This window comes from Bacillus mesophilus, from assembly GCF_011008845.1.
GTDB classification, from domain to species: domain Bacteria; phylum Bacillota; class Bacilli; order Bacillales; family SA4; genus Bacillus_BS; species Bacillus_BS mesophilus.
This window is the reverse complement of record NZ_JAAIWM010000003.1, coordinates 20,976-34,896: the sequence shown is the minus strand read 5'-3', so window position 1 is coordinate 34,896 and position 13,921 is coordinate 20,976. Positions and strand designations below refer to the sequence as shown.

At 37.1% G+C, this 13,921-nt stretch carries 17 protein-coding genes; 13 read left to right on the top strand and 4 right to left on the bottom strand.

Annotated elements, in window-relative coordinates:
- Nucleotides 1-43 precede the first annotated feature (43 nt).
- The 5 genes from G4D63_RS10125 to G4D63_RS10105 all read left to right on the top strand — a co-directional run bounded on the left by G4D63_RS10125 (nt 44) and on the right by G4D63_RS10105 (nt 2,495).
- A complete protein-coding gene (locus G4D63_RS10125) occupies nt 44-781 on the top strand; it encodes a peptidylprolyl isomerase (RefSeq protein ID WP_163179538.1) in 738 nt (245 codons plus the stop codon).
- A 28-nt stretch (nt 782-809) separates the two neighbouring features.
- Entirely contained in the window at nt 810-1,016 is a 207-nt protein-coding gene (locus G4D63_RS10120) for a hypothetical protein (RefSeq protein ID WP_163179537.1), read from the top strand.
- 110 nt (nt 1,017-1,126) lie between these two features.
- Nucleotides 1,127-1,705, top strand: a complete 579-nt coding sequence (locus G4D63_RS10115) for a superoxide dismutase family protein (protein ID WP_163179536.1) — start codon at nt 1,127-1,129, stop codon at nt 1,703-1,705.
- A 216-nt stretch (nt 1,706-1,921) separates the two neighbouring features.
- Nucleotides 1,922-2,068: a hypothetical protein gene (locus G4D63_RS10110; RefSeq protein ID WP_163179535.1), complete on the top strand. Its 147-nt coding sequence runs from the start codon at nt 1,922-1,924 to the stop codon at nt 2,066-2,068.
- A gap of 169 nt (nt 2,069-2,237) precedes the next feature.
- A complete protein-coding gene (locus G4D63_RS10105; RefSeq protein ID WP_163179534.1) occupies nt 2,238-2,495 on the top strand; it encodes a DUF1871 family protein in 258 nt (85 codons plus the stop codon).
- 259 nt (nt 2,496-2,754) lie between these two features.
- Here the strand turns inward: G4D63_RS10105 and G4D63_RS10100 are convergent, their stop codons facing one another.
- Complete coding sequence (locus tag G4D63_RS10100) at nt 2,755-3,546, bottom strand: alpha/beta fold hydrolase (RefSeq protein ID WP_163179891.1); 792 nt, start codon at nt 3,544-3,546, stop codon at nt 2,755-2,757.
- 531 nt (nt 3,547-4,077) lie between these two features.
- On the opposite strand from G4D63_RS10100, the gene G4D63_RS10095 reads away from it, so the two are divergent.
- From G4D63_RS10095 to yugI, 3 genes are all read left to right on the top strand, one after another.
- Entirely contained in the window at nt 4,078-4,629 is a 552-nt protein-coding gene (locus tag G4D63_RS10095; RefSeq protein WP_163179533.1) for an RNA polymerase sigma factor, read from the top strand.
- Nucleotides 4,629-5,825, top strand: a complete 1,197-nt coding sequence (locus tag G4D63_RS10090) for a hypothetical protein (protein WP_163179532.1) — start codon at nt 4,629-4,631, stop codon at nt 5,823-5,825. Before G4D63_RS10095 ends, G4D63_RS10090 begins: the two co-directional genes overlap by 1 nt.
- A gap of 92 nt (nt 5,826-5,917) precedes the next feature.
- A complete protein-coding gene (gene yugI / locus G4D63_RS10085) occupies nt 5,918-6,307 on the top strand; it encodes a S1 domain-containing post-transcriptional regulator GSP13 (RefSeq protein ID WP_163179531.1) in 390 nt (129 codons plus the stop codon).
- Nucleotides 6,308-6,373: 66 nt separating this feature from the next.
- Here the strand turns inward: yugI and G4D63_RS10080 are convergent, their stop codons facing one another.
- Nucleotides 6,374-6,607 carry a DUF378 domain-containing protein gene (locus tag G4D63_RS10080; protein WP_163179530.1) on the bottom strand — a complete coding sequence of 78 codons (234 nt, stop codon included), beginning with the start codon at nt 6,605-6,607 and terminating at the stop codon, nt 6,374-6,376.
- 157 nt (nt 6,608-6,764) lie between these two features.
- Between G4D63_RS10080 and G4D63_RS10075 the strand changes: the two genes are divergently transcribed.
- The 3 genes from G4D63_RS10075 (at nt 6,765) to G4D63_RS10065 (ending at nt 10,040) form a co-directional block, all read left to right on the top strand.
- The gene (locus G4D63_RS10075; RefSeq protein ID WP_163179529.1) at nt 6,765-7,928 is read left to right on the top strand and encodes an iron-containing alcohol dehydrogenase; all 1,164 of its coding nucleotides are present in this window, start codon (nt 6,765-6,767) and stop codon (nt 7,926-7,928) included.
- Between the two features lie 244 nt (nt 7,929-8,172).
- Nucleotides 8,173-9,522 (top strand): glucose-6-phosphate isomerase, encoded by a 1,350-nt coding sequence (locus G4D63_RS10070; RefSeq protein ID WP_163179528.1) that lies wholly within the window; start codon nt 8,173-8,175, stop codon nt 9,520-9,522.
- Between the two features lie 110 nt (nt 9,523-9,632).
- Nucleotides 9,633-10,040 (top strand): YugN-like family protein, encoded by a 408-nt coding sequence (locus G4D63_RS10065; protein ID WP_163179527.1) that lies wholly within the window; start codon nt 9,633-9,635, stop codon nt 10,038-10,040.
- A 168-nt stretch (nt 10,041-10,208) separates the two neighbouring features.
- On the opposite strand, the gene G4D63_RS10060 is transcribed toward G4D63_RS10065, so the two are convergent.
- Both G4D63_RS10060 and G4D63_RS10055 read right to left on the bottom strand, forming a co-directional pair.
- Nucleotides 10,209-11,210: a potassium channel family protein gene (locus G4D63_RS10060; protein ID WP_239585936.1), complete on the bottom strand. Its 1,002-nt coding sequence runs from the start codon at nt 11,208-11,210 to the stop codon at nt 10,209-10,211.
- A 2-nt stretch (nt 11,211-11,212) separates the two neighbouring features.
- On the bottom strand, nt 11,213-11,491 hold the full coding sequence (locus G4D63_RS10055) for an atypical membrane-integrating protein (Mistic protein) (protein ID WP_163179526.1): 279 nt from the start codon (nt 11,489-11,491) through the stop codon (nt 11,213-11,215).
- 197 nt (nt 11,492-11,688) lie between these two features.
- On the opposite strand from G4D63_RS10055, the gene G4D63_RS10050 reads away from it, so the two are divergent.
- A complete protein-coding gene (locus G4D63_RS10050; protein WP_163179525.1) occupies nt 11,689-11,868 on the top strand; it encodes an H-type small acid-soluble spore protein in 180 nt (59 codons plus the stop codon).
- A 493-nt stretch (nt 11,869-12,361) separates the two neighbouring features.
- Complete coding sequence (locus G4D63_RS10045; protein ID WP_163179524.1) at nt 12,362-13,801, top strand: aldehyde dehydrogenase family protein; 1,440 nt, start codon at nt 12,362-12,364, stop codon at nt 13,799-13,801.
- Nucleotides 13,802-13,921: the final 120 nt, after the last annotated feature.

Here is a 13,921-nt window from a genome sequence, read left to right as displayed (position 1 = left end):
AGATTAAAATGGTGGTATGAATAGATGGAGGGTGATCGACATAATGAGAAAATTAATGGTGGTTTTTGGATTATTACTTGTATTAGTTGCCTGTGGCACGAATGAGCAGGAAGGTGCAACAGAACAAGATGAAACGACAGAACAAGGTAGTACACCGGAAGGTACAACTGTAGCAGCGTGTACTGGGCTAGAGGGTGAGACACTACGTCAATTGAAAGGGGATAATGGTTGTCCTCAAGTCGAGATGGTAACGTCAATGGGGACCATTACAATCGAGTTATATCCAGATGTTTCCCCAAAGGCAGTTGAGAACTTTATAACACATAGTAAAAATGGATATTACGATGGACTCACTTTTCATAGAGTTATGAACGAGTTTATGATTCAGGGTGGAGATCCACAAGGGACAGGTGCTGGTGGAGAAAGTATCTATGGTGGTCCTTTTGAAGATGAATTTTCTGATGAAGTTATGCACTTACGTGGGGCACTTTCAATGGCTAATTCTGGACCAAATACAAACGGAAGTCAATTTTTTATCGTACAAAAAACGGCAATAGAAGATGAACTTTTAAAACAAATGCAGGATGCTAAGTTTCCTGAAGAAGTGATTAGCGCCTATGAGGAGAACGGTGGTACTCCGTGGTTAGACCATAAACATACCGTATTTGGTCAGGTGGTTGAGGGTCTAGAGGTTGTGGATGCCATTGCTGCAGTGGATGTTGATGCTCAGAGTAAACCAAGTGATACCATTGTAATTGAAGAGATAAATGTAATAGAATAGGTTTAGCTTAACTAGAGGAGTGTGCACGGTGACTTTTATTGCAGGATTGTTTTTATATTTTCCAGAAGATAAATCTGAATATATACCGGCAGCGATTTCTTTCTTTGTGTTTTTTATTATGGCTGTTCTCGTGATGAGATTAATTATAAAAGTTTCACGTAAAGAGCAACAAAAGCAATTAGATGCTGAAGAAAGAATGAAGAAGTGGAGAGAGGAAAACCCGAGCGATTCATAATGCTCGGGTTTTTCTTATGAATCAACAAAAGTAAATGCTCCCGATTATAAGTTTAAAGAAAAACAGAAATGGACAAGCTACGAAAAAAAGGACTTTTGGGGGTAGCTAGTATGAAAAAGTGGATTGTAGCTGTCAGTATAGCCATGCTTCTTGGTGGGTGTGCGGATACAAGGCCGACAAAGATTGATATAGAGTTAAAAAATGCTGACGGAGATAGTCATGGATATGCCACGTTAACAGAGAAGGCTGAGGGGTTACAGGTAACCTTAGCTTTAAAAGGTTTTGAGCCAGGGCCACATGCGATTCATTTTCATGAAAAAGGGGTTTGCGAGGGACCTGATTTTGAATCGGCAGGAGGTCACTATAATCCAGAGGATAAAGATCATGGCTTATTAAATCCAGATGGAGCTCATGCAGGGGATTTGCCAAATATTATCGCGGAACCAGACGGTACAGTCATGACGGAATTCATGGCTGGGGGAGTTACGTTAAAAGAGGGGAAAACTACTTTGTTTCCTAAAGAAGGTACTGCCCTAATCATTCATGAAGGTGCCGATGATGGAATGAGCCAGCCTGCTGGAGACGCAGGAAAACGGATTGCGTGTGGTGAAATCAATCTTGAAGAACAAAAGAAAAATAAAGATAACGCTGGAAAAGCTGAAGAGATGAAAGAAGAAGAGGAAAAATAGTTTTATTCGTCGAATAGTAGTTTAGGAAGAAAGTATGATTTTAAGGAGGTCCCTGCAATGAAAGTAATTAAAGAAAACCGAGAATATGGCATTTATTTATTAGATGATGGATTTTCCATCGTTCACCCTGCTTGACCTACCAATCTATGGAACATCGGGGATGTTCGAGATATCAATACAAGAAGAAGACTCAATGACGGTGAAGTAAAAACGTATATGGAACTAATTGCTCCAGAACTTCCTTGGGAACAAGCAAAAGAGATGTTATGGAGAAGCTGCAGTTCATTAGGTGAACCAGGAACAAAAGCAAAAGAAGCGAATATACAAAAGGCTATTTTAGAACAAGGAATAGAAGTTAGTTAAAATCAGGATTATGCTTTATCCTGATCTTTTTAAGTTATAGGAAAGTAAAAAAAATTCGAAATGCTTTGTTTCCATAAATCGGAGTAATCTAGCACCAGCGCCTTTCGTTCTAAGGGAACTGCTTTGACAGATATGTTATGATTAGAAAAAAACTTTAAGGTGAGTAAATATGAACAATTTAAATGTAAGACTCTACGAAGCTCTTTATGAATGGGATCCGTTTCAAATTGGTAAAGGTAATTATGATCCGGAGTTTGCTGACATCATTCAGGCCGTTCATGAGTTTGATGATGTATATAAATTAGTAAATCGTATTCAGGAAATATTTCAGTTTTCCTTTGAGCAAATTCCATCGAAAAAGGAAAATGTCACAATGGCAACGCAGCTTATCAATATGAAAAATGACGAGTCATGTACATTAAATTAGGAACTGTTAAACAATGTTGTTGATTTTCGTTGCAGGACACTCGCTTTCCGCGGGCGAGTCCGTGAGCCTCCTCGGCGAAAACCGTGCCTGTGGGGTCTCCCGCGACCCGCTCTCCCGCAGGAGTCTCGCATCCTTCCACTTCAATCAACAGTGCTAAAAATCAACATTGTTCTTTAACACAGCCTTAAATTAAAACACTGGAATTCCAGTGTTTTTTGTGTGTCAAATTAATTCATTTTCTAGTAACCAATTGCAGCAATTATTCCTCAACCACCCTGCTAGGATTTACAAATTGATTAATATAAGTATATATCTCTTCAGGTCTCTCTTCGGGAAGTAGATGTCCAGTGTGTTCTAAAATAATAAGTTTAGAATTCTTCAAATCTTTATTCAATCTTTTTCCGATACTGACTGGGACCACCCTATCTTGTTTACCCCAAATAAGTAAACACTCAGTATCAATTTCTTGAACGTCTTTAGGACTTAAATCAGATTCACGATGTCGAATCAATCTAGTTAGTCCAGGGAAGATACGCTTATTGGTAAAGGGCTCCTCATAGCCGAGCATCATTTCATCATCAATCATGGAAGGATCGTATACCACGTTTAATAAGTTACTCTTCACTCCTTGTTTAGATAGCCAATGCTTCAAGTATAGCGAAAAGAAAGGAAGATAGGTTGAAAATCTTATTGACTGCTTGGGGCGCTCTAAATAAGCAGAGCTACATAAAAGAATCGCTTTTGAGATAAGCTTAGGACGCTGTTTTATTATGTGTAAACAGAGCTGCCCTCCCATAGAGTGACCCACTAGTATAGGTTTCTTGATATGGTGGTGCTCTAATAGTTCGATTATATTACTTGCAATGTTTTGATAGGTATAGACAAATCTCCTCGACTTATTACTCTTTCCGAATGGAGGGAAGTCAATGGCAATGACATTGTAGTTTTGGACTAATAATGGAATTAGGCGGCGAAAGCTGAATGTAGATGAGAGAAAGCCATGAATCAATACGATAGTAGGCTGTTCGACCTTAGAAAGGGTAGGATGCATTTCATAATAAATAACTAACCCTTGAATGCTTTCACCATAAGAATTGTAGTTCGTTAGCTTCAAATTATACACCCCCAACTAGTTAGTTACTAGTTTCTCACAATATTAGAATTTTTAAAAATGACAGCTTTTAAAAGGAGTTCACAGAGGCCTTATTGGTACATCTCTGTTATAAAAATGAAGTATTCATATAGTAGAAAATAAAAAAAGGACAAGTTCTACAACTTGTCCAATAAAAGGGGGGAATACTAGAAAACCTTATCAACAATATAACCAATTTAAGGACTTATTATTCAAAAAAATATTTTTATTTTTTGTAACAATTGCTAAGAATAATTCGTTATATTTATAGCAAAGGCAGTATTGATATAAATTGATGTGAGGTTAGAAGAAATCAATATTGTGAAGGCAACTGGATATTACGGAAAATCAACATCTTAGATGAATTACAAAGGTGGAAAAACTAACAAGAAGCTACTTGAAAATAAATCGCTCTAATGAATTAAGAGTATAGAAAAGGAGGTTAACCAGTTGAATGAGGAAGAGTTGATTTTTAAGGCAAAGCAAGGAAATACATTTGCTTTTCAACAACTAGTTCAGCAGTATTCGCCTGTTGTTGAGCGTTTTGCATATCAGTTAGGTAATCGAAGAGATGAAATAGATGATATCGTACAGGAAGTTTTTATTCGAGTGTACCGATTTTTAGATCAGTTTTCTAAAGCTAAATTTACCACATGGCTTTATAAGATTACTTTAAATGTAACGAGAGATATGGGCAGAAAAAAATCACAGAATGAACGAAAGTTATTTAAAATTCAATTAGAACCAGTACAGGATTATCCTGAAGTCGAGGCATCTATTCTTCAAAGCGAGGAGGATCGTCTCTTGCATATTAGCATTCAACGATTGGATGAGAAATATCGAGTTCCTATTATACTATTTTACTTTCACGATAAAAAATATGATGAAATTGCAGATATTCTCTCAATCAGTCTTTCTTCTGTGAAAACTAGATTGTTAAGAGGAAAAACGATGCTCAAAAAGATCATGGAGGATGAAGAAAAAAAGGGAGGTGAAGGATAATGGATCAGTTAGAAAAACGATTAAACCAGTTGAAAAATTCATATGATGAGTTACCAACTACAGATCAGACCGATCAGATTATGAAACGTATTAAAGAAACAGAAATCCAAAAGAAGAAAAAATCTTGGAAAACACAACTTCCATACGTCGCTAGCTTTATGGGCGTCCTGTTAATTGGCTCACTTCTAGTTGCTCAATTACTTTCTTCACAAAATAATACTACAGGAGAAGGTACGAATCCCGAAGAGGAAACAGTAGCAAGTGCTGTGACAACAGAACAACTGGAAGAAAAACATCAACAACTAGTTAGCTTCTATAATGAGAAGAAGCTTGCATTAGAGCAGATTTCTGTAATAAATATTCCTGTGGCAGAAGATTTAGCTCATATCACTGAAGCGAAAGCACTCATTGATCAAGTTGGATCACCAAGCTATAAGAAATATCAAAATGAAGCTGACTTAGAAAAGTCATTTAATGAATATACGGAGTTTGTTAGAACTAGATTTCAATTGCCTAAAGATGATCTAGCCGCCATAAACGAGAGCAGTGATGTTGTAATGATTCTGAGTAAACAACAAAATTTATTATCAAAGTTTGTTGATAAACGTGTTGCCCTTGTTAAATCGGGTGCACTTAACGAGGTATTAAGTACGGATACATCAGAAGCGTTAAAACAATTAAATGGTGGATTAGATATTGATAATCCAGAGGTACTTGAGTTTGCTACAGCCGTTATCGAAAATGGTTACTACTTTACGCAAGATGAAGAAGGTCAGTTTGAAGTAAGTATAAACTATGAACTTCTTTTAAATGAATATGGTTCCTTATTAGATGAAACTGAAAAGCAATTTGTGGAACTCATGACAGACCGAATTGCTGTGGATCATTATATTTTGGTTACTTGGGATGAACTTGCTGAAAGGCTGGTACAACTTGAGGAACTACAAAATAACTATCAAGGTACAAGTAATGCTATCGAAAATGAGTACCAGGCTGTTTTATATATGTATCTGAATGGTGGTGACAATAGACCAGCCTTTATTAATGGAAAGCTAGATCCTCAATTACAGGAAAGCTATGAGAACTTCCTTGAAAATAATAAGGATACTGCAACCTATTCCATCGTTAATGAATATTACACTCTATTGAAGGAAGAAAACTTCAGCGAGCAAGCGGTCGTTGATTTTAACTATTAAGCACAGCCCTTTTGATAAAACCCTCCTTTTATGGTATAATTTTATATTGCGTATATAGGAGATATAAAAATATATCATTAGGAGTGTTTTGGATGTCTGAGAAAATAGAAGTTGGTAGTGTATTAACGGGGAAGGTGACAGGCATTCAGCCCTATGGTGCGTTTGTCGCGTTAGACGAAAACACACAAGGACTTGTTCATATTTCTGAAATTAAGCATGGCTTTGTTAAAGAAGTAAGTGAACACTTAACGGTTGGGGATGAAGTAAAGGTGAAGGTTCTTTCTATAGATGAAGCAGCAGGAAAGATTAGTCTTTCTATTCGTGCTACTGAGAAAGCTCCTGAAAAGGCGCCATTACAAAAGATTATGAAGCGTAACAGCGAGCAATCAGATACAGAGGTACACGGTTTTAATACGCTTAAGGAAAAGCTTGAAGAGTGGATTGAGCAATCGGATGATCGTGAAAATCTTTTAAAGAAATAATAAACAAAACAAAACAGGGAGGAGATTTACTCTTCCCTGTTTTGTTTTGTTAAATATGAGAACTAATTATCTTGTAGGTCTTGCTTCTGGACTTGTTTCTACTTCTTTCCAAGGCTTAAATAACAGACCAAGATTGATTAATCCCGAGATCCCAACTAGACCGTAAACAATACGAGATAAAGCTGCATCTTGACCACCAAAGATAGCTGCTACAAGATCAAATTGGAAGAATCCAATTAGTCCCCAATTTATTGCACCAATGATTGTAAGAGCTAATGCAAGGCGTTGAATAGTTGACATAATCCTACCTCCTTGAAAATTGTATTGATAACATCATTTTTATAATGAGTATAATTCAATTTTTTTATACATACTTAAGTAGAGTCACATTTCTTTACAACAGTACAAGGTCTCATACATAATAAAAGTAATACTTATTTTAGGGAGGGCTTCACAAATGGAACAGTTTATTTTTCATAATCCAACCAAGTTGATTTTTGGAAAGGATACATTATCTCGTTTAAAAGATGAAATCCCTACATATGGAAAGAAAGTTCTACTTGTCTATGGTGGAGGTAGTATTAAACGTAATGGTATTTATGATCAGGTCTTATCTCTTTTAGAAGAAGTAGGAGCAGAGGTTCATGAACTATCAGGAGTTGAGCCAAATCCTCGCCTTTCAACTGCTAAAAAAGGAATTGAGATTTGTAAGAATGAAGGAATTGAAGTTTTACTAGCAGTAGGAGGAGGCAGTGTAATTGACTGCACGAAACTAATTGCTGCTGGTGCTAAATATGATGGAGATGCTTGGGATTTAGTTACTCGTAAAGCAGTAGCAAATGAGGCTCTTCCATTTGGAACGGTCTTAACATTAGCTGCCACAGGATCAGAGATGAATGCTGGCTCTGTTATTACAAACTGGGAAACAAATGAGAAATACGGTTGGGGTAGTGGAGAAACTTTCCCGAGGTTTTCTATTTTAGATCCTGTCCATACCTTCTCAGTTCCAAAGGATCAAACGATTTACGGTATTGTTGATATGATGTCTCACGTGTTTGAACATTATTTCCACAAGGCAACTAATACTCCGTTACAAGATCGTATGTGTGAAGCGATTTTAACTACGGTTATGGAAGCAGCACCGAAATTAGTAAATGACCTTGAAAATTATGAATTACGTGAAACGATTCTATATAATGGAACAATGGCTTTAAATGGAATGGTATCGATGGGTTACCGTGGAGACTGGGCTTCACATGGTATTGAGCATGCTGTTTCAGCTGTTTATGACATTCCCCATGCTGGAGGATTAGCCATTCTCTTCCCTAACTGGATGAAGCATACGCTTGATACAGACGTTAGTCGTTTTGTTCAACTAGCAGTGCGTGTGTTCGGAGTAAATCCAGAAGGTAAATCTGATCGTGAGGTTGCCTTAGAGGGTATCGATAAAGTGAGAGAATTCTGGAACAGTATTGGTGCTCCATCTAGGTTAGCCGATTATGAGATTGGTGACGATCAACTGGATTTAGTAGCTGACAAAGCTATGGCAAGAGGACCGTTTGGTGGGTTCCAAACTCTAGAAAAAGAGGATGTACTAGCAATTTTACGTGCATCATTATAATTACAAGGGATCTAACACAGTCTTACTGTGTTAGATTTTTTATTTTTAGTTGCTGTATTACAGACAAATCATTGATATCGATAAGATTTTAGTAATGAAGGCATCCTTTTGTAAAAAATATAATAGCAAATTTTAATAAAAATATTAATGTATTCGCTTCCATATTATCCATGCTCTTGCTTTGAGCGTTAGGTTTCGATAAAGTGAAAGAGGAAATACTGTTGTATATAAAGGAGGCTAACATATGACACATGTTAAATTTGATTATTCAAAGGCATTGTCCTTTTTTGGGGAGCATGAACTTACATATTTAAGTGATGCAGTTAAAGTAGCACATCACTCGTTACATGAAAAAACGGGTGCCGGTAATGACTTTCTAGGCTGGATTGACCTGCCAACTCAATATGATCGAGAAGAATTTTCTCGTATTGTAGCAAGTGCAGAAAAAATTAAGTCAGACTCTGATGTATTATTAGTCGTTGGTATTGGTGGTTCATATTTAGGTGCACGTGCAGCATTAGAAATGTTGAACCATTCTTTTTATAATGCTTTAACAAAAGAGCAACGTAAAACGCCACAAGTCTTGTTTGTTGGAAACAATATAAGCTCTACATATCTTAGAGATGTTATGGATGTATTGGAAGGAAAAGACTTCTCAGTAAACGTTATTTCAAAATCTGGTACCACAACAGAACCAGCAATTGCTTTTCGTATATTCCGTAAAATGCTTGAAGAGAAGTATGGAAAAGAAGAGTCTAGAAAGAGAATATATGCAACAACAGACCAAGCACGTGGTGCATTAAAAACACTCGCAACTGAAGAAGGGTATGAAACATTTGTTATCCCGGATGACGTGGGTGGTAGATACTCAGTGTTAACAGCAGTAGGTTTACTGCCTATCGCAGTGAGTGGAGCGAATATTGAGGAAATGATGAAGGGTGCTGCTCAGGCAAGTGAGGATTTTAGTGCATCTGAACTAACAGATAACGCAGCATACCAGTATGCAGCCGTTCGAAATGTCCTGTATAACAAGGGTAAAACGATCGAAATGCTTATCAATTATGAACCAGGTCTTCAATATTTCTCTGAGTGGTGGAAGCAATTATTTGGAGAGAGTGAAGGTAAAGATCAAAAAGGGATTTTCCCTTCGTCAGCAAATTTTTCGACTGACCTACACTCTCTAGGGCAATACGTTCAAGAAGGACGTCGTGATTTATTTGAAACGATTCTACATGTTAATCAATCACGTCATGAACTTACTATTGAAGCCGAGGATCAAGATTTAGACGGTCTAAATTATTTAGCTGGTAAATCTGTTGATTTCGTTAATAAAAAAGCATTTGAGGGTACATTACTTGCTCATACCGATGGAGGCGTACCCAACCTGATTGTTGAAATACCAGAACTAAATGAGTATACATTTGGATACTTGGTTTACTTCTTTGAAAAGGCATGTGCGATGAGTGGATATTTACTTGGAGTAAATCCATTTGACCAGCCTGGTGTGGAAGCATATAAATTAAATATGTTTGCCCTATTAGGTAAAGAAGGTTTTGAAGAGAAGCGTGCAGAGCTTGAGAAGCGTTTAAAATAAGAAGCAAGAAAGGACTCAGTGATTCTGAGTCCTTTTTAGAATGATTTCTATCAATATTTTCTCATGATTTGGTTATCCTAATGGTAGTCTTTAATGAGGAGATGGTAAGTATGATTGAAGTCCCTTCTCGGTTAGAAGGTCAATCCTTTAACTTTTACAAATTAGAGCAAGAACTTAAGCCATTGGGCTATGTGATCGGTGGAAACTGGGATTATGACCATGGTTATTTTGATTACAAAATAGATGATGAAGTGGGATATCAATTTCTTCGTGTCCCTTTCAGAGCAATTGATGGTCAATTGGATTCACAAAATGCTACTGTGCAATTTCAAAGACCTTTCTTACTTTCACACAAGTATCAAATCGGACTTGATGACCATGTATCAGTCTGGAATAAGTCAGCTTCGTTTAATCAGTTCTCTGAGCCACAGGATCCTGATGCAACCTTCCCAGATAAGTATGTTGATTTAGGAAAATCACTTGTGAAAGAACTTGAAGAAGTATTGCTTGAAATATAAGGAATTATAAGTTTGGGTGATTTTTTGTTAAGTAGGTTTAGTATAATCCAGCTTCAGCGCCCAGCCCCTCGAGTCAAATAACCTTTGAAGAGTAAAAAGAAAACATCACCCTTTTTCTCTTCAAGGAACATTTGCTTGTCAGGGCTAAACGGGTCCTGCGCCTTCTTTTCAATGTCTCATGACTAATAACTCATCAGAGTTCCTAATCAAAAAAGTGGGAGATGGATTGATATAAGAATCCTCCCCTCTTTTTATACCTATTAACAAAGTGTTGTTGCTGACTAATAACTTATTAATCATTACTTGATAGGTTTGACCTGCATCCTCTTCTGTAGCCTCTATGTATTCTATTTTATTTCCAGCTAGATGATCTAACATAAAGAGAAGAGTCTCTGAAATACCATGGGAAATGATACTGTTTGTCATCACATAACTAGCTAGTTTATTCGTTTGAATTACTTCTTCTGCGCCAGCCCTTTTTGCATTGATTATTTGCTTACTAGTTAAGATTTCAACAATGCTATAAATCGATGGATTAACTCCTTTGGCTGTTACTAAAGTTAAAATGGTGGCCATGTCTGACTGTACTTCATTTTTACTTTGATCTGCAGAAATAATAATCATTTCTGCTTCTTCAATATTCGCACGTTGGAGAGTTGCATCATGGGTTGGATTTCCCTTAATAAATGTCACATTTGTAAGGGATACCGGATTTTTGGGTAATGTTTCATCTACTAATACTATTGAGAGTTTCTCATTTATTCCATAAAGCTGAGTAAGTGTTTCGCGTGCTCGCTCATTCCAGCCAACAAGAATGACATGCTTCTTTCCTTTATATGAAGAGGCACCTTCTAAAAAAGAGTTCTGTTTAGTTACAGTAGCGGCTGATAATGAGGCAAAGTATAAGGTCATAAACCCTGTTCCTACTAAAATAAGCATAATGCCCACTACTTTACCTAATTGAGAATTAGGTGAAAAGTCTCCGTAACCTACCGTAGAGATTGTAACAATGGCCCACCAAATACCATCAAATAGCGTCGTGAAATTAGTTGGTTCAATTAAGTGAATAAGAAATCCAAAAAGGAAAATGGATAGGAGTGCAATAATAACCAGCCTTACAACAATAGGTAGTCGTAAGTAGGATATTAAGATAGAGTGAAATCTCATCATACTCATTCCTCTACTTTAGTCTTTGACTTGCTTGGCTTGGGTTGATCTAAAGGCAGTAAGGAAAGTATTTCTTTGATAATCTTATTAATTCGCTCGTCTATTTCCTTTTCCCCGTAAGCCTTCTTGGCACTCTGAATAATATGTATCGTATCATCATCAAAGTCAATCAGTGATTTATCTTCTTCTGCCTCGTTATATAATTGGATAATTGTATCTAGGCCTTCATTAAGCTTATCTATCGAATCACTTAGCGAAGTTTTCTCTTGTTCGTTTACTTTCATATGATTCACCTCAAAATCTATTATTTCCATATGTTGCTACACTCATAACTACGATTAATTTTTGTCTATTCTGTGGTATGAAATATATGAATAGGAAACATAATAAGCCTGGTTTGGTAAATTGGGTGGTTACTATCCTTCCTTACATATTGCCTCTTGGATAGTTCCTACTATTAAAAATATGAGGAGTGAGCTCAATGGAAATGAACAGAGTTAAACAAATTGTATCTTCACCAGCTGAGATTACGGTTAAATACCATGGTGTGCCAGTATGGATTCAAAGTGTTGACGAACATGCAAATACAGCAAGAGTCTATACACGTTCAGCACCAGAAGAGGAAATGGATATACCGGTTGGAGAACTAATCGAAGAATAAAAGGAAGAGAAGGTACCTAGCATTTGCTGGGTATTTTTTTGTTTATAGGGAATTTTAAAATAGGTTTTGAACAAGAACTATTTATTCTCTTTAACACATGAGACAAACTAAGGACTCGTCTTCGTCCGAGGACTTGGCGCTAGTCAAGTTTTTCTGGACCGAATGCCGTAGTCCAAGAATGGTGAGCTGTTTCGGGTTGCAAAAAATCAAATACCCAGCTTTAGATATGAAAATTTGATATACTTAACTTATTAAATTGTGAAAAACATTTAAAATATTTAAAAAATATCTGTGTAGCTAGGTATAGTATTAAATACGTTTATTAGCTAAGAAATTAAATGAGATAGAACCTCACTGAAATATTCTATCTTATCTTTAGAAATGTTACTCGTGTGTTAAGTCCACTTGTCATCACTGATTCACAACTAGAAGGGGCTTTTTTCAGTAACTGAAGAGGTCTTTATCGATTAATTAGGAGAGGATGAAGTAACCAATGACAACTCAGCCTATTCAAAAGGAAAAACTATTTGTAAATGGAGAATGGATTGAAGCTAAGGATTACAGTTCACTCGTATCACCTTATAGTGGGAAAATACTTGCTCAAATTCCATTAGCAACTATTGATGATGTCAATAGGGCTGTACAGGCAGCAGAGAGCACAAGGGAAACATTAAGAAAAATGCCAGCTCACGCAAGAGCGTCGATCTTAGAGAAAATGGTAAAGCTTTTTGAAGAGCGTTTCCAAGAGGCGGCTGAAATTATTGCGCTTGAAGCCGGGAAGCCAATTGCAACTGCAAAGGGAGAGGTATCTAGAACCATCCAAACCTATAAATTTGCTGCTGAGGAAGCAAAGCGAATTCATGGAGAGACGATCCCACTAGATGCAGCACCTGGTGGTGAAAATCGTATTGCTTATACTGTTCGAGAACCTTTAGGTGTTGTGGCTGCAATTACGCCGTTCAATTTCCCTATGAATCTAGTGGCTCATAAAGTTGGGCCAGCAATTGCAGCAGGAAATCCAGTTGTACTAAAACCAGCTTCACAAACTCCACTCTCTTCCTTTTTCTTAGCAAAAATAGCTGAGGACGCGGGATTACCCAAGGGTGCTTTGAATGTTGTGACTGGTAAAGGGAGTGTAGTAGGCGATGCATTGGTAACGCATGATTTAGTGAAGATGGTCACCTTTACGGGAAGTCCAGCTGTAGGAATAGGACTAAGGAATAAAGCGGGACTTAAAAAAGTGACGTTAGAACTTGGTTCCAATTCAGCAGTTATCGTCGATCAAGGTGTTCCATTGGATAAGGTCATTTCTCGCTCTGTAACAGGTGCGTTTGCTTACCAAGGTCAGGTGTGTATTTCTCTTCAACGAATCTACGTACACGAGAATCTATATGAAGAATTTATAGAAAAGTTTGTTGAGGCAACGAGAAAACTTAACCTTGGTGATCCATTAGACGAAGCGACAGATGTATCGGCGTTAATCTCACCAGGAGATAAAGAGAGAGTACTTAACTGGATTCAGGAGGCTGTTCAACAAGGTGCTGAGATTGCTATAGGGGGAGAAACCACAGGCAATATTCTTCAACCTACAGTTTTACTAAATGTTCCTGCTGAATCAAAAGTATCTTGTCAGGAAGCATTTGCTCCAGTCGTATTGATTAATAAAATTTCATCAGTTCAAGAGGCAATTAGTTATGTAAATGACTCTCAATTTGGGCTACAGGCTGGAGTGTATACAGAAAATATCCATACAGCGTTGGATGCAGCCGATCAGCTCCAAGTTGGCGGAGTGCTAATTAATGATATTCCAACCTTTAGAGTGGATCATATGCCATACGGTGGTGTAAAGGAAAGTGGAACAGGACGAGAGGGAATAAAATACGCCATTGAAGAAATGACTGAACTGAAACTAGTCATCTTTAATAGGAATTAACCAACTTGAGGATTAAGACAATTAATCACCCAAGGGATTTTTCTCGTCTCCACCTTTTACTTATGTCAGAAAGTATATGTGATTAGACAACATTAAAACAACAGAGAATGTTGAGTTGCC